This is a genomic window from Spongorhabdus nitratireducens, assembly GCA_947387575.1.
In the GTDB taxonomy this organism is placed as follows: Bacteria; Pseudomonadota; Gammaproteobacteria; order Pseudomonadales; family Endozoicomonadaceae; genus CANDOC01.
Window position 1 is genome coordinate 179,927 of record CANDOC010000006.1, and the last position, 25,860, is coordinate 205,786.

Sequence of the window (25,860 nt, forward strand, 5' to 3'; positions counted from 1 at the left end):
ATTAGTATTTTCTAATATATAATTGCCGATAAAAACCAACCATAAAAAATGGCTGCATGAAACGCTTTATTACCGAGATATCGCTTAAACATCCCAAAGCAGTGTATGTCACTGTTTTGCTGCTGGTATTGATATCAGGCGGCATGATGCCCTTCCTGACAATTGATACCGATCCGGAAAATATGCTGTCGGAAAATGACCCGGCAAGGGTTTTCCATAACCGGGTCAAGCAGCAGTTTGCCATGTATGACCTGATTGTGGTCGGCGCGGTAAATACAGAAGAGACCGGAATTTATAATCCGGATTCCCTGCAGGCACTGGCCCGATTATCGTCAGGTATTCTGGGTATTGAAGGTGTGCTGGCAGAAGACCAGTGGGCGCTGGATACGGTCGACAATATAACCCAGGAAGGGCAGGGCGAAATCGGTTTTGAATGGCTGATGCAGGAGGCGCCGGTCACCCAACAGCAATCATACAACGTGCGCCATGCCGTCAACCGCCTGCCAATGCTGGCCAATACGCTGGTGTCCGGTGATGGTCAGGCGGCTGCTATCTATGTACCGGTCGAGTCGAAGGATTACAGTTACCGGATTGCAGAAGAAATTCGTACCCTGATCAGTCAGCTGAATAGCAGTGACGAATATTACATTACTGGCTTGCCAGTAGCTGAAGATCAGTTCGGGGTGGAGATGTTTGTCCAGATGGGCATTGCTGCACCGATGGCCGGTCTCGCCATCTTTGCCCTGATGTGGTGGTTTTTCCGCAGTATTGCGCTGGTCACCGGGCCGATGATTGTGGCGATGGCCACCGTGATTATTGTAATGGGATTGCTGATCGGCATGGGCTTTACCGTGCATATCATGTCGTCAATGATTGCCATCTTCCTGATGCCGATTGCGGTTGTTGATTCCACCCATATCCTGTCCGAATTCGCTGACCGTTACCGTAAGGGTGCTGATCCGGGAGAAGTTATCAGGGAAGTAGTCGGTCATCTGTTTACTCCGATGCTGTATACCTCAATCACTTCAGCAGTCGGCTTCCTGTCGCTAATGCTGACCCCGATTCCTCCGGTCAGAATCTTCGGTGCATTTATCGGCTTTGGTATTGTGCTGGCGTTTGTGCTGACCATCTTCTTTATCCCGGCCTATATCTCCCGCATGAAGCCGGAAACGCTGGCATCCATGCAGCAGGCTGTTCATAAGATGGAAGACGGTGGCCGGATTGGACGCTGGTTGCCCCGACTGGGTTTATCCGCAGTTCGTTATCGCAAAACCATACTGGCCGGATTTGCGGCTCTGGCGCTGGTGAGTATTGCCGGTATCAGCAAAATAGAAATCAACGACAACCCGGTTAACTGGTTTAAAGCGTCCCATGAAATTCGTGTGGCTGACCGGGTGCTGAATGATCACTTTGCCGGTACTTATGATGCCTGGCTAGTACTCGAACCCGAATCTGAACAAGAGTCGATACAGGAATTTGTGAATGCAGCCAAAACGATCTCTGAACAGGCTGAAGCACAAAATATTTCGATAGAACTGCCTGACTTTAACGGCTCAACTGAAGCATTTGAAAATAACCTGCAAGACCTTGCGGCAAGTCTTGATGACAGACTGTTTGATGCTGATGAAGCCGAAGCCGCCTGGCTTGATAAGCTTCTGGCACTGGTAGAACAAACACAGGAAAGCCGTCGCCTGTTTCTTGATCCGGACACACTAGCGTGGATATCAAAGTTTCAGGAAAGTCTGGTTGCCAGCGGGCTGGCAGGCAAGGTCAATGCTTTGCCGGATGTGGTTAAAACCGTAAACCGGGAGCTGCACAGCGGTGAGGATGCCGATTATGTGCTGCCCCAAACCCCTAACGGTGTGGCGCAAACCCTGCTGCAGTACCAGTCGTCTCATCGTCCTCGGGATCTGTGGCACTTTGTAACCCCTGATTACCGTTCAACCCTGCTGTGGTTGCAACTGACCAGTGGTGATAACAGCCATATGACCGAAGTCGTGGATTTTGTAAATGACTACATTGAGCAAAACCCGCTGCCAGCCGGTATTCGCTATGGCTGGGCCGGAAAAGCTTATCTTAATGTGATCTGGCAGGACGCGATGGTCAGCGGCATGCTGAACAGTTTGCTGTCTTCCTTTGCTGTTGTCTTTCTGATGATGCTGTTGCTGTTCCGATCATTTAAATATGGTGTGCTGGCCATGTTGCCACTGACACTGACCATTACCTTTATCTACGGCATGATCGGCTGGGCCGGCAAGGACTACGATATGCCGATTGCCGTACTGTCGGCACTGACACTGGGGCTGTCGGTAGACTTTGCCATTCACTTCCTGGAGCGGTTTCGGGAAGCATTGCGTACAACCAACAGTACATCGGCTGCACTGCAGGTGATGTTCCAGGAACCGGGCCGGGCCATTACCCGCAATGCCATCGTTATAGCGGTCGGGTTTACCCCGTTATTACTGGCACCACTGGTGCCGTATATCACTGTAGGCTTTTTCCTCGCCAGTATTATGGCGGTTTCCGCACTGGTCACACTGGTTCTGCTGCCGGCATTGCTGGGAAATTGCTGGGAAACGGTAACGGCGTCAAGTAAAAGGAATTCAGGATGAAAACAATAAAGCAACTTGTTTCTGTGTTCTTGCTGGTGGCTCTGGCGCCTTATGTGTCGTCGGCTACAGAACAGGCTGAAACCAAACAGCCGACACTGACGGCGGAAGAAATCGTCAGCCGGGCCAGTCTGGCTTCTTATTATGCCGGTGCCGATGGCAGTGCCGAGGCCAGGATGAAAATTGTTGATGCCCAGGGGAGGCGCCAGTTACGTCAGTTCTCCATGTTAAGACGTAATGTCGAGCCGGGTGGCGATCAGGACCTGATGGTATTTTTCAGTCGTCCCAGTGATGTGCGGGGAACGGTCTATCGGGTTATCAAACATCCGGGTAACGACGATGATCGCTGGCTGTATCTGCCGGGACTGGATCTGGTTAAAAGAATCTCTGCAGGAGACAAGCGCACCTATTTTGTCGGCTCCGACTTTTTCTATGAAGATGTTTCCGGCAGGGACCCGAAGGCCGATAGCCATCAGTTGATTGCCACAACACCGGAGCTGTTTCAGTTAAGAAGCACACCCAAAGACAGCAAGAGTGTTGAATTTGTGGAGTACACCAGCTGGATTGACCGTAAAACCTTTCTGCCGGTCAAGGTTGAATACACCGATGCCCGCGGCAAGGTGTATCGGCGCATGGAAGTGATCAAGACAGAAGTGTTTCAGGGCTACCCGGTTGCGACCGAGGTGAAAATTTCCAGAGTTACCCGGGGCACCTATACCCTGATGCAGATGCGAAGAGTGCGCTTTGATATCGGACTACCGCAGGATATTTTCAGTGAAAGAAGCCTGAGAAACCCTCCAACCAAATGGCTGAAAGCAAAGTGATGCAGCATTCAAAACTGAAAATGCTGGCACTGCTGATTTCTATGCTCAGTGTACAAGCTGTGGTTGCGGCAGATAGCCCGAATGAAAATGATTGGGAAGATGACAACTGGGAGAGTGAAGGCTGGGAAGATGAACCGGATTCACCCTGGCATTGGAAAGGGTTTGCCGAGGCTGGATATGGCTCGCGTCTGCACCATAACGCCGCATTACCCCGGGATAAAACCTACAGCGAATTTCGAACCCGGCTGGAACTGGATTATCAGGCTGAAAGCTGGCAGTTACAGCTGAAGGGCGATGCCGTCTATGACGATGTGCTGCATAAGGGACAATGGCGAACCCGCACCGCCGCTGTCGCTTTTTCGCCTGCTGAACAGCTGGATATAAAAGTCGGGCGGCAGGTACTGACCTGGGGTACCGGTGATTATCTGTTTCTGAATGATCTGTTTCCCAAGGACTGGCAATCATTCTTTACCGGGCGGGATGATGAATATCTGAAAGCACCATCAGACAGTCTGAAAGCCAGCTGGTATGGTCAGGACTTTAATCTGGATCTGGTCTGGTCGCCAGAGTTTACGGCAGATCGTATTGTTAATGGTGACCGCTTCTCTTACTTCTCGCCAGCGCAGGGTAAAAATACAGCGGCTCATACGCATCCGGATAAACCCGATGGCGATACGCTGGCCGTAAGACTGGCAACAAGTCGCAATGGGGTTGAATATGCGGCTTACGGTTATCATGGCTACTGGCCAACGCCGGTGGGCATCAATAAAAAAGGACAGATGACCTATCCATCGCTTAATGTCTGGGGCGCCAGCGCGAGAACGCCGCTGGGCAAGGGCGTATTTAATTCAGAACTGGCCTGGTACGACAGCCGTGAAGATCGAAAAGGCAATAACTCGGCCATTGCCAACTCCCAGTTTCGAGGCCTGTTGGGCTATGAACAGGAAGTGATAAAAGATCTGACGGCGGCAGTTCAGTATTATCTGGAGTGGACACAGGACTACGACCAACTTAAAAAACACTCTCCCAAGCCTGCCTACGAACCTGAAGAGTACCGTCAGTTACTGACGCTGCGCTTAACCTGGCGCACCCTGCAGCAGAAATTACAGTGGAACCTGTTTTCTTTCTGGTCATGGACCGATCGTGATGCCTATCTGAAACCTTCCGTTGTTTACCGCATGGATGACCGCTGGACATTCTCTGTCGGCGCCAATCTGTTTTATGGTCGGCACCGGTACAGTTTTTTCGGGCAGCATGAAGATAACAGTAATATTTGGGGTAGGCTAAGAGTCAGTTTTTAGGTGTTTGGTATCAGGGCTGTTTCTGACAGCCTGCCGGGAAAGTTTTTGCCTGAAAGGAAGATAGAGCGGGCTTTGGGGGTATCAAAAAATCGGGCAAAAATACGGCTGTATTTACTATCTTCTTTTATATTTTTTCTCGCTGATAGGCCACAAACTCACTGGCCTCCTCTTGTATGGATTTTGGAAAAGCAGGGTTGTTGGCAATTTCTAATAGTATTTCCAATATTGGCCTACCATCAATAGTTTGAATACCACTGTTTAATAATCGATTCAGCATAAGTACGCTCAGCTCGTGAGGTTTTCTTAATGCGGAGGCAGCTAGTTCAGTCTCATATCCACCTAAACTCTCTAAAGCATGAACAATTGACCAAAACACACCATAACCATCATGATCCTGATTACGCTCTAACAATCCAAGAAAAGGTTTAACAATCCTTTGATCACTTGCGTTGCAAGCTTCGTCTATTAACTCATCAAGAGGTTCCCAGTCATCGTGGACCGGCAAATATCCATCTACATCTTCAATTACTTCTTCGATACTTCTCATGATTCGTATACCTAGCAGAGGTTTATTCTGAAAGAGTAATTTAAAAGGAAATAATTTGGATACCCATAAGTTTCCACATCTGGGGCCAGATAAAAGTCAGTTTCTAGCTATTTGGTATCAGGGCTGTGTCTGACAGCCCTGCAACTCTTACATCTGATTCAGTCCTTCAAGCAACCTTTTACGGCTGATCAACAGATGCAAACGACTGCCACCGGTCTGGCGCCATAAAATCGCTGAACGTATACCGGCAAAGATCAGAGCACGAATTTTGTTGGCATTGGCTGGCACCTGCAGATTACGGCGGTCACCGGTTACCTGGATTCTTGATTTGAATGAACTCATAGTATCCAGATAGGTACTGGCCAGGCTTGATATGACCACCTCATGTGTTGCACCAAAGTGTTCAGCCTGGTCTTTACTGCGCTCCAGTCGCTGAGATATTACGCCCAGCACTTCAGGCCTGCGAGCGAGTCTGCGTTCAAGGTGAGTCATGCCCAGTGCGTAACCTGCTACACGGCCCGATGTTGGCTTGTTTCTGTGGGTAAATACGTCCTTTATGACCTGACGGCCGGTAGACAGTTTCCCGTAGTTACCATACACATCGACAACAGTATCAGGGCTGGTAATAAAAAGGCTCTGGATGATAGTTTCCAGCGGCTCACTTTCAGCTGTGCCATGCACGGCTATCTGATCGATCAGGCTGGCCGCCTGGAAAACCCCCGATAGTGCGGTGACTTGATCCTTCGTTGTGTACTGCATCCGTTGCTCTTTCCCCAATTACACTGAATTATTTTTCACTTCTGCAAAATAGAGGTAAATACTCCCCATTACCGGGCATAAAATCGCAATGCATACCGAAATTATGCTTTTGATTTTATGTCTTCTTTTCCATGTGAGGGCGTAGTATCCAAGCGGAAGAAGATAGAGGATAGCTGTAGAAATCCAAAATAACGTTCCAATTGTACGATTGAATATAAAATTTGAAACTATCTCAGGGCTAAGAAACAGTGGGCTTATCATCATAAAAAGCAGTAAAGCTACCCAGGAGAAAATCAAAATTCTCCAGTAGAAAAACATATAAAACCTCTAGTATTTACAACTTTATTTTTCGGGGATATTACCCTTTCTCCAGGAAGAGTAAACTGGCACTATCGTAACCGAACCTACACAAGAACAACCTCATTTTCTACGAGTCAGGGCATAAAACCACCCATGCCCACCTCACAGCATTACGCATACCCGCCAGATCAGGTATCATCGCCGCTGTTTGTCCTGAATTACAGACGTGCGAGGGGGCGTCTGCTGCTGTCATGCAATATCCCACAATCGAACAACTGGTCGGAAACACACCGCTGATTTCTCTGCAGCGGATGAACAATACCTCCAATACGGTGCTGCTGAAGCTGGAGGGCAATAATCCTGCAGGTTCGGTAAAGGATCGTGCTGCCTTGAGCATGATTGGTGAAGCCGAGGCCAAAGGGCTGATCCGTCCCGGAGATACCCTGATCGAGGCTACCAGTGGCAACACCGGTATCGCGCTGGCAATGGCGGCGGCGATTCGTGGTTACCGGATGGTGCTGATTATGCCGGATAATATGAGTCAGGAACGCCGGGCTTCCATGCAGGCTTATGGTGCCGAACTGATCCTGGTTTCTGCTGCCAACGAAGGTATGGAAGGTGCCCGTGATCTGGCGCTGCAGATGGAAGCCGAAGGCAAGGGCAGGGTGCTGAACCAGTTTGCCAATCAAGATAATCCGCTGGCCCATTATCAGGGCACCGGCCCGGAAATCTGGCAGCAGACCAGTGGCACGGTGACTCATTTTGTCAGTGCCATGGGTACCACCGGTACTATTATGGGTACCTCGCGTTTTCTGAAAGAGCAAAACCCCGAGATTGAAATTGTCGGCCTGCAGCCGTCCGAAGGTGAGAGTATTCCGGGTATCCGTCGCTGGCCTGAAGCCTATCTGCCGGAAATCTACGATGGCAACCGGGTGGACCGGATTCTTGATATCAGCAACGAAGAGGCGGTTGCCACCATGCGCCGGCTGGCGCAGGAAGAAGGCCTGTGCTGCGGTGTATCATCCGGTGGTGCGGTGGCTGGAGCACTTCGGCTGGCGCAGGGGTTGGAAAACGCGGTGATTGTCACCATTATCTGCGACCGGGGGGATCGTTATCTGTCTACCGGAGTATTTGATACTCCCTGAACTCCTGTTTGAAACCCTGTTCAATGTTAAAATCCAGCGGCTCTCGGCGCCGTTCCAAGCCGACAACCGAGCTTAAGCTCAAAGTTCACGGACTGAGTCATGACGGGCGGGGTATTGCCCGTCACCCGGCAGGTGGCAGCGCGCAGCGCCAACGGCTGGGTGGACTCAGAAATTCCAGAAATAACAGTGCCGGAGACGGCAAGGTTATTTTTATTCCGGGTACCCTGCCCGGAGAAACCGTTTCAGCCCGTATTACCGAGGCCGGGCGCAAGTTTGATGAAGCGCGGTTGCTTGAGGTGATTGAACCTTCAGCTGACCGCACTGAACCTGCCTGCCAGTATTTCGGCCGCTGTGGTGGCTGTGTCTGGCAACATGTTGACCATAAGCGACAGTTGCATGAAAAGCAGCAGCAGGTATTGTCTCTGTTACAGCGCCAGGAAAAGCTGGCACCTGAATCTGTAGCTGCACCGCTCACCGGCCCGGCTTATGGCGTTCGTTCCCGGGCAGGTCTTGCTGTTGGCTGGCACAAAGGAAAGTTGCGTTTTGGCTTTCGCGAACTGGGCAGCCATTCTATTTGTGATATTCAGGCCTGCCCGCTACTGGTCGGTGCGCTGCAGAAATTATTGCTGCCGCTTCGCGATGTATTGAATGAACATGGTCGTGGTATTCAGCGTATCGATCTGGATACCGGGGAACATGCCACTGCCATTCTGATTGAACCGTTAAAGAAGCTGAGCCGCAGTGACAGGGCGGCATTTATCCGCTTTGGCGAGCAGCATCAGGTTTATGTGTTCCAGAGAAATTCTGACGGTGGCAGTGAATGTCTTTACTCTCCCCGGGAAAATGAACAGCAAAATGATAGCTGGCTGAGCTACGAGCTTGAGAAGTTTGAGCTCAGCCTGAAATATCTGCCTAGTGACTTTACCCAGGTTAACCGGGGCATTAACCGCGATATGGTGAAGCAGGCAATCGACTGGCTGGACTTGAAACCGGGCGAGTCGATGCTCGACCTCTACTGTGGTCTTGGCAACTTTGCCCTGCCAGCGGCGCGACTGGGCGCGAAAGTGACCGGGGTTGAAGGTGCGGAAAGTTCGGTCGAGCGTGCCGGAATGAATGCCAGTGCCAACGGTTTGGAAGGCAGCTTTCATGTGGCAGACCTGAGTCGTTTACCTCAGGGCGAGTGGGCGGATCAAAAATACGACAAGGTGCTTTTGGATCCACCCCGTGCCGGTGCCGATGCTGTTTTGCCCTGCTTTCAGCAGTGGCAGCCGGAAAGAGTTGTTTATGTTTCGTGTAATCCGGGAACCTTTGTCCGGGATGCGGCTCAGATTGTAAGGCAGGGATACCGAATGGAGCAGCTGGGGATCATGGATATGTTTCCCCAGACCGCGCATGTGGAAACCATTGCGCTTTTTTGTAAAGAGAATACGTAACAGAAAACCTGTCCGGTGAAGGCAGGGTAATTGACAGGTGCTTCGGTGGGCTGTTGCTACAATTTTCTGTGAGACTGTTAACAGATCATCACTGCTGAAAATTGTATTGGGAATGAGAAGTCTGCCGGGGACTTGAATGGAACAAATTGAATGGTCAAGGTAAGAGAAGATCAGCCGGTCCACATCGACGGCAGTGTCAATATTGAAGCCTGGCTTGACCGCCTGGCAACTCAGGTTACGTTGCGTGATCGCAACCTGGTGCGCGATGCCTGCGAGTGGATTCGTGATGCGCGCCATAAAGAAGGTATCGGTACCGATACCTGGGGCAGTGAATCCGGTTTTGACTGTTTCCATGTGGGACTGGAAATGGCAGGGATTCTGGCCGAGCTGAGACTCGATCAGGACAGCCTGATTGCTGCGATCCTGTATCGTGCGGTGCGTGAGTGCAAGCTGGATCAGGAAAAGGTTAAAAAGCACTTCGGCAGTGCAGTCATCAAGCTGATTGTCGATGTTCAGGGCATGGCGGTTATCAGCGGCAATACCGGGGGGCGCACCCAGGTGCTGGATCAGCGTCAGGACCAGCTGGACAAGATCCGCAAGATGCTGGTGTCGATTATTGATGATGTCCGGGTTGCGCTGATCAAACTGGCGGAACGGACCTGTGCCATCCGGGCGGTAAAGAATGTTGACCGCGAAAAACGCCGCCGGGTTGCCCGGGAAGTGTTTGAAATCTATGCCCCGCTGGCTCACCGTCTGGGTATTGGTTACATCAAGTGGGAACTGGAAGATCTTTCATTCCGCTACCTGAAACCCCAGGACTACAAGAAAATCGCCCGGCTGCTGGATGAGAAGCGGCTGGATCGTGAACAGTATATTCAGGATGTGGTTTCCACCCTGAAAACCTCACTGGGGCAGGCCGGTATCGAGCCGGATGTATCCGGTCGAGCCAAGCATATCTACAGTATCTGGCGCAAAATGCGGCGCAAGGGGCTGGAATTCCGCGAGCTGTACGATATTCGTGCGGTGCGGGTGCTGGTGCCGGAAGTACGTGACTGTTATGCCTCACTGGGTATCGTGCATTCGCTGTGGAGTCATATTCCGAAAGAGTTTGATGACTATATTGCGACGCCGAAAGAAAATGGCTATCGCTCCCTGCATACTGCGGTGCTCGGGCCGGAAGGTAAAACCGTTGAAGTCCAGATCAGAACCCATGATATGCATGAGGAAGCTGAACTGGGTGTCTGTGCTCACTGGAAATACAAGGGCACTGACGTCAATAGCAAGAGCGACAGCTACGAAGAGAAAATTGCCTGGCTGCGGCAGGTACTGGAATGGCATGAAGAACTGGGCGATCTCGACGGGCTGCCGGATCAGTGGCGTGCGGATGTCGAGCCGGATCGGATTTATGTCTTTACCCGTGATGGTCATGTCATCGATCTGCCAACCGGTGCGACACCGATCGACTTTGCTTTCAGAATTCACTCTGAAGTGGGCCGTAAATGCCGCGGAGCAAAGGTCAATGGTCGTATTGTTCCGCTGAACCATACGCTTAAAACCGGCTCTCAGGTTGAAATTCTTACCGCATCCAATGCGACACCGAGTAAGGACTGGCTGAACCCGAACCTGGGTTACGTCAACACCTCTCGTGCCCGGGCCAAGATCACTAACTGGTTCAAGAAGCAGGATCACGAGTTCAATGAAGCCAACGGTCGCCGTATGGTGGAAGATGAACTGAAGCGTCTGGCGCTGATGGATGTGGATCTGGATGAACTGGCAATCCAGGTCAACTATAAGGAACCGGCTGATATGTTTGCCGCGGTCGGTGCCGGCGATCTGCGAACTGCCCATGTCGTCAATGCCGCCCAGCGGCTGCTGGAGCCGGAAAAGAAAAGCGAGGAAATTCCCCGCTTCCGTCCCCAGACCGAGCTGCGTCCGGAAGGCGATATTTCCATCTACGGTGTTGGCAACCTGATGACCCAGATGGCCAAGTGCTGCCATCCGCTGCCGGGTGATCCCATTATGGGCTATATCACCATGGGGCGGGGTGTAACCATCCACCGTCAGGACTGTAATAACGCCCTGCAGCTGCAGGATCAGGAACCTCACCGGATTATCGAGGTCAGTTGGGGTGATGACACCGCTGAAACCTATCCGGTAGAAGTATTGATTCAGGCCTATGACCGTCCCGGACTGCTGCGGGATATTACCCTGCTGCTGGCCAATGAGAAGATCAATGTCCAGTCGCTGACAACCCGCACCAGCAAGGAAGCCAACCTGGCCAATATGGTGCTGACCGTGGCGGTAACCGACCTGTCGCTATTGGGCAAGGTACTGGCCAAGATTATGCAGCTGCCGAACGTAATCGAAGCTGTGCGTTATCGTAAATCAGGATGATGACTAAACCGGGATGAAAGCCGAATGACGGATCGAGCCTCGCTGGAGGAGTTACAACAGATACTGGCTATGCTGCGGGATCAGGATAAAGGATGTGCCTGGTCCCGCGAGCAGACGTTTGAAACAATTGCGCCCTTTACTCTGGAAGAAGCCTATGAGGTGCTGGCCGCAATTCGGGACAAACAGCCGGAACTGTTATGTGATGAACTGGGTGATCTGCTGCTGCAGGTCGTCTTCCATGCCCGGATGGCAGAAGAGCAGGGGCTGTTTGATCTGAGCGATGTTATCGGCAGTATCGTCAGCAAAATGCGGCGGCGTAATCCGCATATATTCGGCGCTGCAGCAGATGAAGAGACTGCTGGTGATAATCTGTCGCAGCTGGATGCGGAAGCTGTGATGGATCAGTGGCGGGCGATCAAGCAACAGGAAAAGCAGGGTTGTGCAACTCAACCCGACAGTGTTCTGGATGGTGTGTTGAAAACACTGCCGGCATTGAAGCAGGCACAACAGATTCAGCTCAAGGCAGCCGGTGTCGGCTTTGACTGGCCGGATAAAGAACCGGTGTTTGCCAAGATCGAGGAAGAAGTGGCTGAACTGCGGGAAGTCAGTGATGATGACCCTGAGCGGAATAACCGGGATCGTCAGGAAGACGAACTGGGTGACCTGCTGTTTGCGGTGGTTAATCTGGCTCGCCATCACGGGCTGGATGCCGAGCAGGCACTGTTGCGTGCCAATACCAAATTCAAACGTCGGTTCCTGTCTATCGAACAGGCACTGGCGGCAGTGAACCGCTCTCCGCAGGAGTCGACACTGGAAGAAATGGAAGCCCTCTGGCAGTCTGCCAAGGCGCAAGAGTAATCGCGGTAAAGGAGCTGTGTTAATGACACAAGCAATGATGGCGCTGGCCAAAAAGGAACTGACTGAAGCGGCAGAAGTGGTGACTCGTTTTCTGGAAGACGACAGTAATCTGGAAGCGATTGCCGCTGCCGCGCAACTGATTGCTGACAGCTTCAAACAGGGTGGCAAGGTGCTGTCCTGTGGTAACGGTGGTTCCCACTGTGATGCCATGCATTTTGCCGAAGAATTGACCGGACGTTACCGTGATAACCGCCCGGCCTATCCGGCAATTGCCATCTCGGATCCCAGCCATATGAGCTGCGTATCCAACGACTTTGGCTATGACTTTGTTTTCTCCCGCTACATTGAAGGTCTGGGGCAGCAGGGTGACGTGTTGTTCGGTATCAGCACCAGCGGGAATTCCGGCAATGTGATCAAGGCTGTCGAAGCCGCACGTGCCAAAGGCATGAAAGTGATCCTGCTGTCCGGTAAGGACGGTGGCAAACTGGCCGGTCAGGCTGACGTTGAAGTCCGGGTACCGCACTTTGGCTATGCCGACCGGATTCAGGAAGTACATATCAAGGTGATTCATATCCTGATTCAGCTGATTGAGCAGCAAATGGCCTGATATAAATAGCTCGAACAGGAAGGATTCTATGTTGCCAGCAACAGAATCCTTCTTTTTCTCTACTGCCAGACTGGATTAAAAACCCGAATGCTGGCAGAATCCTCCTCCAATAAGTAAAAGCCGAAGTAGCTTCTACCCTATCTCCCTTAGCATTTTCCCGATCTGAAATAAATATCAGACAAGGTATAAATATTTGATTATTTATGCAGGATTCTGCGAGCGAATTTCATTATAATCATATAAGTAAAAGTTCTAACGACTGCCCAGATACTACAGGGGCTACATATGTGAGTGTCGCGGTCGGGCCAACTTTTTGTTCTGTAATGACCAAGGTCAGTCTGGATTTTTGACGGCAGTGTTAATGTAGTATGCCCGCCGGTCCGGAAAGATCTGCCCGGTATTTTTGATCGTAGGAGTACAGTTCCATCACCGGGGGGGAGAACGCTGTATTCCTTCGTTCATGGCTTATCAGAGCCAGGCATTAGCTGACAGGAGTGACGCAGCGTGCAGGAACATGCTCAATCTCTAAATGACGCATCTGCGCCGGAAACATTTGCCAAATATCTGAAACAGGAGCGCAAGGGGCGAAAGCTGACCCAGGATCTGCTGGCGCAGCACCTCAGTGCCCATTCACGTGTGCTTTCAGGTATCGATGCGGTAACAATCAGTCGCTGGGAACGTTCCATGACGGAACCGACTCTGGAGCGGCAACGTCATGTGATCAGTTTTTTCGGGGGGAATCCTGATCATTACCTGCCGTTCCGTGAATCCCGACGTCGCAGCGGTCCACGCTCCGACTGCCTGAGTTATATCGTGCGCCACTTTATGTCCTCTCCACGGATTGGAGCCAAAGTCGGTTCATTTCCCGAGCTGCGTTCAGCGAACTATACAATCGAGCCATTGCCGGGCCATGCGGAAGAAGAGTCTTTCCTGCATCTGATTCTGGAATATCAGCAGTCCATTCATTACTGTGCATCCAGTTCCATGTCACTGGAGCAGCTGAAGGGATTGCTGGCAGCTCACCGTGGTTTTTCTGTGGTCTGTACCCGTTATCACCATTATGTGGGTCATGCAGTGGGTTTCAGTGTCAAACCGGAGGTGTTTGATGACCTGATTCATGCCCGGATGAAAGAGTCCGAGCTTGAACCGAGGCATCTGGCCAGGCATGGCGAACCTTTTTGCTTCTATCTGTATTCAACCTATGGTGGTACCAAACTGGCAGCGGCGAACCTGTTGCTGAAGCTGGTACGCAATCTGCCTCGCAGTGGCGATAACCTGAAAATGATTGGTGGTACCAGTCTCACCAGCGACGGTGCCCGACTGATGAAAGCCGTGCATTTCAAACCGGTACTGGCGGGTCATGATGTGCAGGAAAATGGCGTGCGTTACCAGGGCAGGGATGTTGCTTTCCTGACTTATGCTGTTGATGCCCGCACCTTGCGGCAGGAACGGGATATCGGTTATTTGCTGCAGCAGTAAGTATGCTCAAATACACGACAAAAGACGTAAGTAACAGGATGTTGTTACAAAAAGAATACTAACTAATACCGATACCGGCCAATGGTCTGGCGTTATAGCATAGCCACTGGCCGGTCTGTTTTGTATTCAGCTATCTTGTATGAGTTTGATTGAGCCGGGCTGACACCCTTTCGGGTTTATGGCTTGTCAGCTGCTTTCTGCGCTGAAGTCAGAATACCACGCAGGATTCTGATTTCTTTCTGTTCCGGACGGGAGCGGTTAAAGAAGCGGCGTAGCCGGGTCATGATGACGCCCGGGTGTTGCGGCACGATGAAGCCTATATCATACAGCGCCTTTTCAAGGTGCTGGTAAAAGCGCTCCATATCTTCTGTGTGAGGATAGGGCTCTTCCTGAACAGCTGGATAGGCTTCTTGCTGCAATTCGAGATTGCTCTGATAGAGTTCATAGCAGAGCGTCTGCACCGCAGCGGCCATATTCAGCACAGGATATTCAGGGTTGGCGGGAATGCTGACGTGAATATTGCATTTGTAGAGCTCATCGTTGTGCAGCCCCATGGTCTCCCGACCAAATACCAGCGCCACCTGACTGCTGGCAGCCTCCTTTATTGCTTTTGGTGCACATTCCCGGGCAGTAAGTTGAGGCAGGGGGAAACGGCGATCACGGGCACTGGTGCCGATGACCAGAGAGCAGTCGGCAATGGCCTCGTCGAAAGTTTCGACAATATGAGCCTGTTCAAGCAGATCGGTTGCTCCGGCAGCCATTGAGGTTGCCTCCGGAGCCGGAAAGGTCTGGGGTTGTACCAGCCACAAGTTTTTCAGACCCATGGTTTTCATGGCGCGAGCGGCTGAACCGATGTTCCCGGGATGATAAGTGTTGATCAAAATAACGCGGATATTGTCCAGCATATATAGTCAGCCGTTTATGAAGTAAGTCTGTGAGGGAGCGGCATTATAGGTTCTGCAGCCACAAGTTTATAGAACCTGAAGTGCCGGCCTGCATGGACACAGGAGTGAAGTAATGTTGGAACACATCACCAACAACGTGACAGGGCTCGCTGCATAATGAACAGTGCAAGGGAGCGTGAAGTCTACCGCTGGCTTGGCGGGCTGGTCAGCCATGCCGGGCTGTGGCCACGGCTGGTGGTCGCCAATGGGGTATTAACCGGTTTGATTATTATGGGGCAGGCGTTATTGCTGGCTCATATTATTCAACAGGTGGTGATGGAAGGTGTCGGCGTTGATCGTCTGAGCTTTCCGCTGGTGGGGTTTGCCCTGCTGGTGCTGATGCGTGCCGGACTGATTTTTCTGCGTGACTTTACCGCCTTCAAGGCCGGTGCCGCGATCCGGGTCGAGGTGCGCAAGCAGTTGCTGGAACGGTTCCGGGAACTGGGACCGGTAGGTTTGCGGCGGCGTTCGGCCGGGGCCTGGACCACCACGGTGCTGGAGCAGGTTGAAAAGCTGCACGACTTTTATGCCCACTATCAGCCGCAGATGAAAATTGCGGTCTTTATTCCCACCCTTATTTTTCTGGCCGCCGCCAGCCAGGACTGGATTGTCGCGCTGGTGTTTGCGGTGACAGCACCGCTGGTGCCGGTATTTATGATTCTGGTCGGACGCAAGGCAGCTCAGGCCAGTCAGCAGAACTTCAATGCCCTGGCCCGAATGGGCGGCCATTTCCTCGACCGGTTGCAGGGACTGGGCACACTCAAACTGTTTAATCAGGCTGAAGCCGAAGGTGTTGCTGTCAGCCGCGCAGCAGATCGTTTTCGTCAGCATACGATGAAAGTATTGCGACTGGCGTTTCTGTCATCGGCGGTATTGGAGTTCTTTACTGCACTGTCGATTGCACTCACTGCGGTTTATCTCGGCCTGAGTTATCTGGGGCATATCAATTTTGGCGCGGCTTCGGAAATGACCCTGTTTACCGGGTTGTTCCTGTTACTGCTGGCGCCCGAGTTTTATCAGCCGTTGCGAGATCTGGGCTCTTTCTATCATGCCCGAGCAGAAGCGATCGGAGCGGGTGATGCGATTCTGGAAGTGCTGGAGCTATCGAACGATGATCAGGAAGAAGCTGAAACTGAAGCCAGATCGTCCTATCCGGTTCAGTGGCAGGGCGCGCGCTGGGTGCTGGCTAAAGATCTGACAGTGTACAGCACCAATACCGGGGCAAAGCTGCTGGATAATATCAGTTTTGAAATCTATCCCGGCCAGAAAGTCGCGGTTGTCGGCGCCAGTGGCGCCGGCAAAACAACACTAGTTGAAACCCTGCTGGGCTTTCATGAGTTCGGTGGTCTGCTGGAGTTTGATGGCCGTGATGCCGAGCGGCTACAGCCGGAGAACTGGCGCCGGGGACTGACCTGGATTGGTCAGAATCCGTTACTGATTCAGGGCACGGTGCGGGAAAATGTGACTCTGGGTCGTCCCGAACTGGATGATCATGCGGTGCACTCGGCACTGGTCTGGTCACAGGCATGGGAATTTGTTGAACGCTTGCCACAGGGAATCGATACGCCATTGCAGGAAGAGGGTAGCAGCTTGTCGGTAGGGCAGGCGCAGCGTATTGCGTTGGCCCGTGCGATGGCTCATAAACAGGATGAACCGCCGGCAGGATTGTTCATTATGGATGAGCCGACTGCCAGCCTGGATCGTTACAGTGAAGCCAGAGTGCATCAGGCACTGAGAAAGCTGACGCGGCAAAGCACGGTATTTATGGTTACCCACCGGTTTGATCTGCTGGATGATGTCGACACCATTCTGGTAATGGATCATGGTCGTATTGTTGAGCAGGGCACGCTTGCCACACTGAAGCAGGACAGCGTGATCTTCAACCGGCTGCTGGCTGAATGGGAGGGAGAGCAGGCATGATGCATGAGTTATGGCCGTTCCTGAAGCTGTACCGGCATCAGGCAGGGCGTCTTTCTCTGGGGATGTTGCTGGCTTTTATTACGCTGGCGGCCAGTGTGTCGTTGCTGGCATTGTCAGGCTGGTTTATTACAGCAACTGCTATTGCCGGGCTCAGTTTTGCCACGGCTCAGTCATTCAACTTTTTTACCCCCGGTGCGGGTGTTCGCGGTTTTTCCATTCTGCGAACTGCGGGGCGGTATTTCGATCGGCTGGTAAGTCATGATGCGACTTTCCGGTTGCTGGCCTGGTTGCGTACCTGGTTTTACTATCGGTTGCTGCCTTTTTCTGCCGGCGAGCTTTCTATCTGGCGCAAGGGTGAATTGCTGAACCGGCTGGTGGCGGATATCGATGCACTGGATCAGCTGTATCTTCGTCTGTTGTCGCCTATCTTTGTGGCTTTTCTTGCGACACTGACTCTGGGCGCCTTGCTGGCTGTATTCAATGCCGATATCGCGGTACTGATTGGCACAGTATTAATGGTCTTGCTGATCGTCACTCCGTTTGTGGTCTATCAGACCAGCCGCAAGCCCGGTGAAGCCATGGCGCATCAGCAAAGTGAAATGCGTACCCGTTTGCTGGATTACCTGGGCGGGCAGGCTGAACTGCTGATTTTCGATGCCGAGCAGCGTTATCGGGATGAGCTCCGGCATAAAGAGCGTGAGCTGCTGCAAAGCCAGGAAAAAATGGCCTGGTATGCTGGCTTGTCACAGGCGATGCTGATGCTGGCCGCAGGCGCTACGGTGCTGCTGGTCATGTATCTGGCAGCGGAAGCGGTGCATAAAAACTATATTGATGGCCCGGTGATGACCCTGATGGTGCTGGGTACGCTGGCTGCGTTTGAGGCCTTTCATATGCTGCCGGGTGCTTTCCGTTTTCTGGGATATACCCGGACATCCGCACGGCGATTGCATGAAGTGGTTAAAACACCATCCCGCATTGTATTTCCCGACGAAGAGCACTCACTACCCGATATCAGTCAAGGTTCTGTGACGTTGGACAATATCTGGTTCCGTTATCCGAACGGACTGGAAGATACGGTGAAAGGGCTGTCACTACAGGTTGAGCCGGGCGAGCATGTAGCGATTCTGGGACGCACTGGTTGTGGCAAATCAACCCTGTACCGACTGTTAACCCGTGACTGGGATCCCGACCGGGGGGTGATCAAGATTGATAGTCATCTGCTGGAAAGCTATAACGAGGTCCAGCTGCGTCAGGGCATGCGTGTTGTACCACAGCGTGTGCATGTATTTGAAGGTACCCTGCGGGATAACCTCAAGATCGGTGACCCGGACGCCAGTGACGGCAAGCTGTATCAGCTGTTGAAGGATCTGGAATTGTCCCATATGGCCCATTCACCACAGGATCTGCTGAATATCTGGCTCGGTGCCGGCGGGGTACGACTGTCCGGTGGTGAAGCTCGAAGACTGGGTATTGCCCGGGCACTGTTGCAGCCGGCGCCGTTACTGTTGCTGGATGAGCCGACTGAAGGGCTGGATACCGTTACCGCAAACCGGGTTATGCAGGGTATTTTGAAAGCTGCTGAGGGTCGGACGTTGCTGTTAATAACGCATCGTCGTACAGCGCTGGAGCATATGGACCGAATTGTCAGAATGGATGCAGGTAAGCTTCTATAAATAACATTCTGTATTAAGCTGATAACTTGCAGGATTAAAGATCCTGCACCATGCTGATTGCCTTCCTGAGAGCATTTCATCTTTTGATGAAATGCTCTTTTACTTTCTGGTGGACTGTACTCCGGGAAGCATGATGTGCTCAGCGTTTCTGTGTTTCATTAAAAGAACAGTTCTAGCAGCAATGGTTTGCTGGATGCTTCTGTTAACAGAAGTACAGTTTGTTTTGGCGGATGAGAATGAACGCTGGGGCATAGGTCAGACTGCAACGCCAGAGGAAATTCAGGCCTGGGACATCGCCATCAGACCTGATGGAAAAGGACTCCCTCCCGGGACAGGTAATGTCGAGGAAGGCAAAACTCTGTACTTGCAGCGATGTGCGCTCTGTCACGGAGCTGAAGGGAAGGGGGGCTTGAACGACAAGCTGGTGGGTCGCTTACCTTCCGGTGAATTCCCGTTTGCTGAACCCGGCGCGCCAAAGAAAACCATTGGCAACTACTGGCCCTACGCCACCACACTGTTTGATTATATCCGCCGCACCATGCCTTATCAGAATCCCGGTAGTCTGACGGATTCTGAAGTTTACAGCGTAACCGCCTATCTGCTTTACCTGAATGAAATTATTGCAGCTGATTTACAGCTGAGTGCGAATAATCTGGCAACCATCAAAATGCCGGCAGTGGTACGGTTTGTGCCGGATGACCGACTTCAAACATCAAACGTACGCTGAAAAAATATGACTCGTTTGATCAAAAATATTAAGCGTCGTGAATTACTGCGACAAGGTGTGACGGCGACCGGTGCCCTGTTGGCAGCATCTGCCCTGCAGGCCAATGGCCGCTATATGGGACCACCTGTTTCTGTATCGGGCGAAAGAGCCGCTGAAGTTAACCTGAAGCGGCAGACGCTTGCACTGACCCATTCTTTTACGCCATTGCAGCAACTGCACGGAATCATTACGCCTTCAGATCTGCACTTTGAGCGGCATCATTCCGGTGTGCCGGATATCAGTGAAGAAAACTATAAATTGCTGCTGCACGGGCTGGTGGAAAGACCGTTGAAGTTTACTCTGGCAGAGCTCAAGCGCTTTCCGGCAGTATCACGCATCTGTTTTATCGAATGTGCCGGCAACTGTCAGGATTACTTTTCCCTATCAGCCGAGACAACAGCACAACGACTTGCAGGCCAGACCAGTCAATCAGAATGGACCGGTGTTGCGCTATCGACATTGTTGAAAGAAGCCGGGCTACGCCCGGGCGCAAAATGGCTGTTAATGGAAGGTGGAGATGCTGCGCTGATGACCCGCAGTGTCACACTGGAAAAGGCGATGGACGATGCCATTATCGCCTATGCCCAGAATGGCGAACCGGTAAGACCTTCCCAGGGTTATCCGGTTCGACTGGTACTGCCGGGATGGGAAGGCAGCAGCTGTGTGAAATGGCTCCGGCGTATCGAGGTCGGTGACCAGCCATGGATGACAAGGGAAGAAACGGCAAAATATACCGATCCTCTAAAAGACGGGACTGTGCGACAGTTCAGTTGTGTTATGGATGCCCGTTCGATCATTACCTCACCCACTTTCCCGCAGCAGCTGGAAAAAGGCTGGCATGAGATCCGGGGATTGGCGTGGAGTGGTCGTGGAAGAATCAGTAAAGTAGAAGTCAGTGTTGATGGCGGTGGCAGCTGGGAGCCGGCGGAGTTGCAGCAGCCAGTACTGGACAAGGCATATGTAAGGTTCAGAAAAATGTGGCAGTGGGATGGCAAAGAGCGGTTGTTGCTTAGCAGGGCAACCGATGAAACCGGTTATATCCAGCCCCGGGTGAAACAACTGATCGATATTCGGGGGCAGGGCTCACTGCGGTATCACAATAATGGAGTGATTGGTTGGCGGGTGAACCCGGATGGCTCTATCTATTATGATCCTGTCGTTTGATCATGGTTGTTTGTATTGTTATTGCTCCCGAAATGGATTTGCAGGATGTTGAGTCCAGTTAATAGCGGAGTTGCCAGTATCAATTTCGGTCATCGTAATACAGTCAGGAATAGGGCAGGTAATCTGGCATAGATTACAGCCAACACATTCCTCATCAATAATGGTGTACTGTGTCTGGTGCAGGTTGTCAGGCAACGGTGTCATCGAGACAGCCTGATGGGCAGTATCTTCACAGGCGGCAAAACAACGCCCGCAGTGGATACAGGTATTCTGGTCGATATGGGCGACTGTCTTGTAGTTCAGGTTCAGATATTTCCAATCAGTCAGCTTCGGTACTGCCTTTCCTCTGAACTCATCTATCGTTCTGTAGCCTTTTGAATCCATCCAGCGAGACAGTCCGTCAGTCATATCACCAATGATTTTGAAGCCGTTTAGCATGGCGGCAGTACAGACTTGAACGGTACCAGCTCCCAGGGCGATAAACTCAGCCGCATCATGCCAGTCAGATATACCACCAATAGCTGATATCGGTAACGTTGCTGTCGCCGGATTGCGGGCTATTTGTCCGACCATATTCAGGGCGATGGGCTTTACTGCAGGGCCACAGTAACCGCCACTGGTATACTGGCCATCAATCGCGTGATAAGGCGACAGAGTATCCAGATCAATTCCGCTGATTGATGACAGGGTATTGATTAGCGATACCGCATCAGCACCGGCATTCATCGCGGCCTGTGCCGGCATCAGGATATCTGTGATATTGGGTGTCAGTTTAACGATAACCGGTACGTGAGTGTGTTGCTTGCACCAGCCGGTGACCATTTCGATATAGTCCGGTACCTGACCCACTGCTGCGCCCATGCCTCTTTCCGGCATACCGTGAGGGCAGCCGAAGTTAAGCTCGACACCATCGCAGCCGGTATCCTCAACCTGAGTGAGAATGCTTTTCCAGCTGGATTCTTCACAGGGCACCATAAGTGAAACCAGTAGAGCGCGGTCTGGCCAGTCTTTTTTGGTTTGTCTGATTTCTTCCAGATTAACTGCCAGCGGCCGGTCTGTAATCAGTTCGATATTATTGATGCCCAGTACTTTGCCCTGAATATCCCGGTGTACCGAATAACGGGAGCAGGCATTGACCGGTGGTGGATCTTCTCCCAGGGTTTTCCAGACCGCACCACCCCAGCCCGCTTCAAAAGCACGGTAGACATTAAAAGCCTTGTCTGTGGGTGGTGCTGAGGCCAGCCAGAACGGGTTGGGTGAATGAATGCCCAGAAAGGATGTACTCAGGTCAGCCATTTTTAATCCGTTTGGGAGTTGTTCTGTTCGGGTGCTGTCAGAAAGCGGTGAATGGATTCGGCGGCGATCTTGCCATGTTGTACGGCATGGACTGTCAGGTCTTCCCCTTTATTAACGCAATCGCCACCGGCCCACACGTCGGGTAGAGATGTATGATTATCGGGAGTAACCGTTATTCGTCCATGACTTGTATCCGGCGGGTGCTGACTATTGGCAAAGCAGTCAGTCAGAAAGTACTGGCCAATGGCTACATAGACCATATCGGCTTTGAGGCTGAAGCTCTCGCTTGTTGCTTTCAGACCTCCCTGCTCATCAGTTGCCGTCTTTTGAAACTGAATACAAACACCCTCAGGCGTGGCTTCAGCTGCAACTGGCTGTGACCATTCGAGAATGCGAACGCCGTTTTGTCTGGCAAATGCCTGCTCATGGGGAGTGGCAGACATCTGTTTAGTGCTACGCCGGTAAGCTATTGTGACGTCAGTTGCTCCCAACCGTCGCATCTGACAGGCAATATCAATCGCAGTATTACCTCCACCAATCACAATAATACGGTTGCCAACTTTTAACTCTGATAGCTGTTTGCTCTGTCGAATATGTGCAATTTCATCCACTGCATACTGAATATGCTTGCTGTCTTCGCCGGAAATATTAAGTCTGCGATGACCCTGAAGCCCGATGCCGAGAAACACAGCATCAAATTCAGAGCGAAGTTGATCCAGCGTGACTGTCTGTCCCAGCGAGGTTTCATAACTCCAGTCAATACCTCCGATCTCGGTAATAAAATCAATTTCCCGCTGGGCAAAATCATTGACCAGCTTATAGGCGGCAATCCCGTATTCGTTCAGCCCTCCGGGCTTGCTGTGGCTTTCAATGATGGTGACATTATGACCGTGCCGGGCCAACCGGTGAGCACAGGCCAGACCGGCCGGGCCTGAGCCCACTACAGCAACGGATTTGCCGCTGGTGGCTTCGCGGCTAAAGGGGTGGGGATGAAGTGTGCTGTTGTCGATAGCAAAGCGCTGGAGTGAACCTATAGCAACCGCTTTGCACTCTTCCGAGTGATGGCGGACACAGGCCTGTTCACATAAGACTTCTGTCGGGCAAACCCGGGCGCAGCTGCCACCCAGAATATTCGATTCAAGAATGGTTTCTGCTGCACCCTGAATATTGTCAGTAGCAATCCGGCTTATAAATGACGGAATATTTATTTCTGTCGGGCAGGCAGAGATACAGGGGGCAGACTCGCAATAGAGACAACGGGCAGCCTCGACTTTTGCCTGATAGTGACTGAGTGCCGGTTTGATATCGGCAAAGTTCTGCTGATACTGCTCCGGTGTCAAACGGTTTGAGGCAACAGGTGCATTGCTCATGGTTATCCTGCAAACCAATCAATGAAAGCTAACAGGATAGACCTTTATTACGGATACATGGCTACAGGCTTGTTTTCAGCATCAGGAAAGCACAAGGACTCGTGACCTGCTAGGTGAAAGGTTGGCGTAACCTGCGAGGTTTTTGTCATCTCCTGCCAGTGAAAAAGATACGGAGTATTTTTATGCTCTGTCAGCAGTTTCAGGTTGCAACAATCTGTTTTGTTTCTGGCACTTTGTATTTGCCTGGTACAGGCCACTTTTCAGGAAAGAATTAATATGCAGACATCCCGAGAGACATCCGATGTTACGCAGCGAGCCATCGATACCCTGCTTCACGGCTGTGCCAGACCAACCCACTCTCCTATTCTGAAAACGCCCGCTGATTATGGTTTGTCATTTGAAGATATTACGTTCAGGGCCAGTGATGGCTTGATGCTGGAAGGATGGTTTATTCCTGCTGAGTCAGACCGGCTGATTATTTCGAACCATTTTTCCCCCGGAAACCGTTATGGTTATGCGGGGCATCTGGATGAATTTAAAAATCCGGCTGGAGAGATTAACGCTATTCCCCGTTACAAAGCTCTGCACGATGCTGGCTATAATGTTCTGACTTATGACAGCCGGGGGCATGGTGCAAGTCCGGATCCTGAAGATGGCATTATTGGGCTGGGTCTTAAAGAATGGCAGGATGTAGCAGGCTCTTTGCAGTTTGCCCAATCTGATGATCGAATGAAAAAGATGCAGATTTCCATGATGAATATCTGCATGGGTGGCAATTCAGCTCTGATTGCCATGGGGAAGCGACCAGAATTGTTTAAGCAGGTTAAGAGTCAGATTCTGATGCAGCCATTTAATATGCGTAGCATGGTTGAAAAAGGCTTCTCGCTGATGAATGCTGATATTGCCAGACTGGCTGAATTCGAGGCACTTTATGTTCAGACTTCGGGTTACGATCTGGATGACCATGATATGAGAAAACATATCAGCAGTGTCACTATGCCAACCATGCTGGTTCAGGTCCGGGGTGATGTCAGTATTGATGTGTCCTACATAGAAGACATCTACAAGGCCTTGCCCGTAGAAGATAAGACCATGTTCTGGATTGAAGGTTCTGTTCTGCGCTTTGATGCTTATAAGTACTTTTCAGAAAAACCAGCAGCCATGATCAACTGGTTTAATCAGCATATGCTGTAAGAGCCTGTTCTCAACATTCTCGCTATCCGCGAAAGATTATGAACAGACTCTAAAGATTTTGATATCAGGTGAGTTGTTTCAGGTTTTGTCGATACTGACCCAGAGACTCACCTGTCCAGCAACGATAAGCCCTGATAAAAGAGTTAGCATCCTGAAAGCCCAGTAGAAAAGCTATTTCGGCCTGCGCCATATCAAGTTTCCGCAGGTATTGTCTGGCAATTTCCTTTCGGGTCTGTAATAAAACCTCGTTAAAACTACAGCCTTCCTGCTTTAATCTTCTTTGAAGCGTACGGGGAGAAACTGTCATTTTATCGGCAACTGTAGCTAGACCAACCTCCCCCCTGGGAAGCAAAGTAACCAGAAGAGTTTTTACCCTGTGCTGGAAACTGCCATTTGCATCCGAAAACTCCTCAGCCAGTCCGTTTTCAATAGTCTCCATTATCATTGAACTGGTAGTCCGAAATGGTTTTGATGCATCTTCTCTGGAAAAGCTGATTGCTACCCGGTGTGACTGTTCTACCGCAACACCAAAATAGGCTTCATACAGTGCACGATGCTCAGGAACATGTAATAGCTGAACCCTGGTTGGTTTTATCGCACTTCGTAGCGCCATTCGTGCAAACTGAGTAAAGAAGGCCAGTTCAAAAAGGCAGTAGGTATCAGGCATCGTACCGATGCTGGTCATCAGATCAAATTCGATAACAAACTCTTCGTCATGCTCCTGAGCTGTAACCTCTATAGGGCAGGTGATTAGCTTGTATTTTGTAATCAGCTGCACGGCATCTATCAGGCAGTTACTGCATAGAGCAGCGTAAACTGGCGGGTCAAAAAACTCTACAGAAAGAGAGTTTGCCAGTAGCAGTGGTAACTCATGATCAACAGCCAGCTCATTTGCAGCTTGCCAGAAATTAAAATAATCAGCAGCAGGCAAAAATACAGGTTTGTCTCTTGTGAATAAGTCTTGCGATAGATTCGCCTGTGTTAGAACTTTCTGTGCACTCAGGCCGGCATCTTCAAAAAGTAAGGCCCAGTTGGCAGATAATGTAAACTCATCCGGCTGTTTCATATTTATGATGATCGCGTAAGAAACGTATTGCTCCAAAACCTGCATGAATCATTAAACAGGAACCCATTCAATACAAGCAAAGAAAGGCCAGTAGATGGTTCGTACACTTTCCATGTCTGGCTATTTTAAACTCTTGAGAGACTAATCTTGGCCTGATGGATATTAACCGGAGATAGCTTCCCTATACGGGAACATTATTGGCAGCCAAACA

20 protein-coding genes are annotated in these 25,860 nt (G+C 51.2%); 14 read left to right on the forward strand and 6 right to left on the reverse strand.

The features are described from left to right. Positions 1 to 56 precede the first annotated feature (56 nt). From ACYZZ0_RS12705 to ACYZZ0_RS12715, 3 genes are read left to right on the forward strand one after another with little or no spacing between them, the layout of a single operon-like run. On the forward strand, positions 57 to 2,612 hold the full coding sequence (locus ACYZZ0_RS12705; RefSeq protein WP_461537006.1) for an efflux RND transporter permease subunit: 2,556 nt from the start codon (positions 57 to 59) through the stop codon (positions 2,610 to 2,612). Next, positions 2,609 to 3,433, forward strand: a complete 825-nt coding sequence (locus tag ACYZZ0_RS12710; RefSeq protein ID WP_461537007.1) for an outer membrane lipoprotein-sorting protein — start codon at positions 2,609 to 2,611, stop codon at positions 3,431 to 3,433. The genes ACYZZ0_RS12705 and ACYZZ0_RS12710 overlap by 4 nt, the downstream gene beginning before the upstream one ends. Further along, positions 3,415 to 4,734, forward strand: coding sequence for a hypothetical protein (locus ACYZZ0_RS12715; RefSeq protein ID WP_461537008.1), 1,320 nt, complete (start codon positions 3,415 to 3,417; stop codon positions 4,732 to 4,734). The genes ACYZZ0_RS12710 and ACYZZ0_RS12715 overlap by 19 nt, the downstream gene beginning before the upstream one ends. Before the next feature lie 124 nt (positions 4,735 to 4,858). Here ACYZZ0_RS12715 and ACYZZ0_RS12720 read toward each other — a convergent pair whose 3' ends face one another. Beyond that, positions 4,859 to 5,281: a hypothetical protein gene (locus ACYZZ0_RS12720; protein WP_461537009.1), complete on the reverse strand. Its 423-nt coding sequence runs from the start codon at positions 5,279 to 5,281 to the stop codon at positions 4,859 to 4,861. A 147-nt stretch (positions 5,282 to 5,428) separates the two neighbouring features. Continuing rightward, a complete protein-coding gene (hflD, locus tag ACYZZ0_RS12725; protein ID WP_461537010.1) occupies positions 5,429 to 6,040 on the reverse strand; it encodes a high frequency lysogenization protein HflD in 612 nt (203 codons plus the stop codon). 551 nt (positions 6,041 to 6,591) lie between these two features. On the opposite strand from hflD, the gene cysM reads away from it, so the two are divergent. The 6 genes from cysM (at position 6,592) to ACYZZ0_RS12755 (ending at position 14,256) form a co-directional block, all read left to right on the forward strand. Then, positions 6,592 to 7,485 (forward strand): cysteine synthase CysM, encoded by an 894-nt coding sequence (gene cysM / locus ACYZZ0_RS12730; protein ID WP_461537011.1) that lies wholly within the window; start codon positions 6,592 to 6,594, stop codon positions 7,483 to 7,485. A gap of 23 nt (positions 7,486 to 7,508) precedes the next feature. Then, complete coding sequence (rlmD, locus tag ACYZZ0_RS12735) at positions 7,509 to 8,918, forward strand: 23S rRNA (uracil(1939)-C(5))-methyltransferase RlmD (protein WP_461537012.1); 1,410 nt, start codon at positions 7,509 to 7,511, stop codon at positions 8,916 to 8,918. 150 nt (positions 8,919 to 9,068) lie between these two features. Continuing rightward, entirely contained in the window at positions 9,069 to 11,312 is a 2,244-nt protein-coding gene (gene relA, locus ACYZZ0_RS12740; RefSeq protein WP_461537013.1) for a GTP diphosphokinase, read from the forward strand. 24 nt (positions 11,313 to 11,336) lie between these two features. Beyond that, on the forward strand, positions 11,337 to 12,170 hold the full coding sequence (gene mazG / locus ACYZZ0_RS12745) for a nucleoside triphosphate pyrophosphohydrolase (RefSeq protein ID WP_461537014.1): 834 nt from the start codon (positions 11,337 to 11,339) through the stop codon (positions 12,168 to 12,170). 22 nt (positions 12,171 to 12,192) lie between these two features. After that, the gene (gene lpcA / locus ACYZZ0_RS12750; RefSeq protein ID WP_461537015.1) at positions 12,193 to 12,777 is read left to right on the forward strand and encodes a D-sedoheptulose 7-phosphate isomerase; all 585 of its coding nucleotides are present in this window, start codon (positions 12,193 to 12,195) and stop codon (positions 12,775 to 12,777) included. Positions 12,778 to 13,281: 504 nt separating this feature from the next. Beyond that, a complete protein-coding gene (locus tag ACYZZ0_RS12755) occupies positions 13,282 to 14,256 on the forward strand; it encodes a helix-turn-helix domain-containing protein (protein WP_461537016.1) in 975 nt (324 codons plus the stop codon). A gap of 176 nt (positions 14,257 to 14,432) precedes the next feature. Here ACYZZ0_RS12755 and trmJ read toward each other — a convergent pair whose 3' ends face one another. Beyond that, complete coding sequence (gene trmJ / locus ACYZZ0_RS12760) at positions 14,433 to 15,161, reverse strand: tRNA (cytosine(32)/uridine(32)-2'-O)-methyltransferase TrmJ (RefSeq protein WP_461537017.1); 729 nt, start codon at positions 15,159 to 15,161, stop codon at positions 14,433 to 14,435. A gap of 156 nt (positions 15,162 to 15,317) precedes the next feature. Between trmJ and cydD the strand changes: the two genes are divergently transcribed. The 4 genes from cydD to soxC all read left to right on the forward strand — a co-directional run bounded on the left by cydD (position 15,318) and on the right by soxC (position 20,723). After that, positions 15,318 to 17,120, forward strand: coding sequence for a heme ABC transporter permease/ATP-binding protein CydD (cydD, locus tag ACYZZ0_RS12765; RefSeq protein WP_461537018.1), 1,803 nt, complete (start codon positions 15,318 to 15,320; stop codon positions 17,118 to 17,120). Beyond that, the gene (gene cydC, locus ACYZZ0_RS12770; RefSeq protein WP_461537019.1) at positions 17,117 to 18,793 is read left to right on the forward strand and encodes a heme ABC transporter ATP-binding protein/permease CydC; all 1,677 of its coding nucleotides are present in this window, start codon (positions 17,117 to 17,119) and stop codon (positions 18,791 to 18,793) included. Before cydD ends, cydC begins: the two co-directional genes overlap by 4 nt. Before the next feature lie 193 nt (positions 18,794 to 18,986). Beyond that, positions 18,987 to 19,520, forward strand: coding sequence for a c-type cytochrome (locus tag ACYZZ0_RS12775; protein ID WP_461537020.1), 534 nt, complete (start codon positions 18,987 to 18,989; stop codon positions 19,518 to 19,520). A gap of 6 nt (positions 19,521 to 19,526) precedes the next feature. Next, on the forward strand, positions 19,527 to 20,723 hold the full coding sequence (soxC, locus tag ACYZZ0_RS12780) for a sulfite dehydrogenase (protein ID WP_461537021.1): 1,197 nt from the start codon (positions 19,527 to 19,529) through the stop codon (positions 20,721 to 20,723). Positions 20,724 to 20,741: 18 nt separating this feature from the next. On the opposite strand, the gene preA is transcribed toward soxC, so the two are convergent. Together preA and ACYZZ0_RS12790 are read right to left on the reverse strand one after the other, a co-directional pair. Beyond that, complete coding sequence (gene preA, locus ACYZZ0_RS12785) at positions 20,742 to 22,019, reverse strand: NAD-dependent dihydropyrimidine dehydrogenase subunit PreA (RefSeq protein ID WP_461537022.1); 1,278 nt, start codon at positions 22,017 to 22,019, stop codon at positions 20,742 to 20,744. 2 nt (positions 22,020 to 22,021) lie between these two features. Further along, a complete protein-coding gene (locus ACYZZ0_RS12790; RefSeq protein WP_461537023.1) occupies positions 22,022 to 23,389 on the reverse strand; it encodes an NAD(P)-dependent oxidoreductase in 1,368 nt (455 codons plus the stop codon). Between the two features lie 276 nt (positions 23,390 to 23,665). On the opposite strand from ACYZZ0_RS12790, the gene ACYZZ0_RS12795 reads away from it, so the two are divergent. Further along, positions 23,666 to 24,583, forward strand: a complete 918-nt coding sequence (locus ACYZZ0_RS12795) for an alpha/beta hydrolase family protein (protein ID WP_461537024.1) — start codon at positions 23,666 to 23,668, stop codon at positions 24,581 to 24,583. 64 nt (positions 24,584 to 24,647) lie between these two features. Here ACYZZ0_RS12795 and ACYZZ0_RS12800 read toward each other — a convergent pair whose 3' ends face one another. Continuing rightward, on the reverse strand, positions 24,648 to 25,694 hold the full coding sequence (locus tag ACYZZ0_RS12800) for a helix-turn-helix transcriptional regulator (RefSeq protein WP_461537025.1): 1,047 nt from the start codon (positions 25,692 to 25,694) through the stop codon (positions 24,648 to 24,650). Between the last annotated feature and the right edge of the window lie 166 nt (positions 25,695 to 25,860).

What these genes read in the sequence shown, in the direction of transcription:
- ACYZZ0_RS12705 (WP_461537006.1), top strand. Translation starts at nt 57, where the DNA reads ATGAAACGCTTTATTACCGAGATATCGCTTAAACATCCCAAAGCAGTG.
- ACYZZ0_RS12710 (WP_461537007.1), top strand. Translation starts at nt 2,609, where the DNA reads ATGAAAACAATAAAGCAACTTGTTTCTGTGTTCTTGCTGGTGGCTCTG.
- ACYZZ0_RS12715 (WP_461537008.1), top strand. Translation starts at nt 3,415, where the DNA reads ATGGCTGAAAGCAAAGTGATGCAGCATTCAAAACTGAAAATGCTGGCA.
- ACYZZ0_RS12720 (WP_461537009.1), bottom strand. Translation starts at nt 5,281, where the DNA reads ATGAGAAGTATCGAAGAAGTAATTGAAGATGTAGATGGATATTTGCCG.
- hflD (WP_461537010.1), bottom strand. Translation starts at nt 6,040, where the DNA reads ATGCAGTACACAACGAAGGATCAAGTCACCGCACTATCGGGGGTTTTC.
- cysM (WP_461537011.1), top strand. Translation starts at nt 6,592, where the DNA reads ATGCAATATCCCACAATCGAACAACTGGTCGGAAACACACCGCTGATT.
- rlmD (WP_461537012.1), top strand. Translation starts at nt 7,509, where the DNA reads ATGTTAAAATCCAGCGGCTCTCGGCGCCGTTCCAAGCCGACAACCGAG.
- relA (WP_461537013.1), top strand. Translation starts at nt 9,069, where the DNA reads ATGGTCAAGGTAAGAGAAGATCAGCCGGTCCACATCGACGGCAGTGTC.
- mazG (WP_461537014.1), top strand. Translation starts at nt 11,337, where the DNA reads ATGACGGATCGAGCCTCGCTGGAGGAGTTACAACAGATACTGGCTATG.
- lpcA (WP_461537015.1), top strand. Translation starts at nt 12,193, where the DNA reads ATGACACAAGCAATGATGGCGCTGGCCAAAAAGGAACTGACTGAAGCG.
- trmJ (WP_461537017.1), bottom strand. Translation starts at nt 15,161, where the DNA reads ATGCTGGACAATATCCGCGTTATTTTGATCAACACTTATCATCCCGGG.
- cydD (WP_461537018.1), top strand. Translation starts at nt 15,318, where the DNA reads ATGAACAGTGCAAGGGAGCGTGAAGTCTACCGCTGGCTTGGCGGGCTG.
- cydC (WP_461537019.1), top strand. Translation starts at nt 17,117, where the DNA reads ATGATGCATGAGTTATGGCCGTTCCTGAAGCTGTACCGGCATCAGGCA.
- ACYZZ0_RS12775 (WP_461537020.1), top strand. Translation starts at nt 18,987, where the DNA reads ATGCTTCTGTTAACAGAAGTACAGTTTGTTTTGGCGGATGAGAATGAA.
- soxC (WP_461537021.1), top strand. Translation starts at nt 19,527, where the DNA reads ATGACTCGTTTGATCAAAAATATTAAGCGTCGTGAATTACTGCGACAA.
- preA (WP_461537022.1), bottom strand. Translation starts at nt 22,019, where the DNA reads ATGGCTGACCTGAGTACATCCTTTCTGGGCATTCATTCACCCAACCCG.
- ACYZZ0_RS12790 (WP_461537023.1), bottom strand. Translation starts at nt 23,389, where the DNA reads ATGAGCAATGCACCTGTTGCCTCAAACCGTTTGACACCGGAGCAGTAT.
- ACYZZ0_RS12795 (WP_461537024.1), top strand. Translation starts at nt 23,666, where the DNA reads ATGCAGACATCCCGAGAGACATCCGATGTTACGCAGCGAGCCATCGAT.
- ACYZZ0_RS12800 (WP_461537025.1), bottom strand. Translation starts at nt 25,694, where the DNA reads ATGCAGGTTTTGGAGCAATACGTTTCTTACGCGATCATCATAAATATG.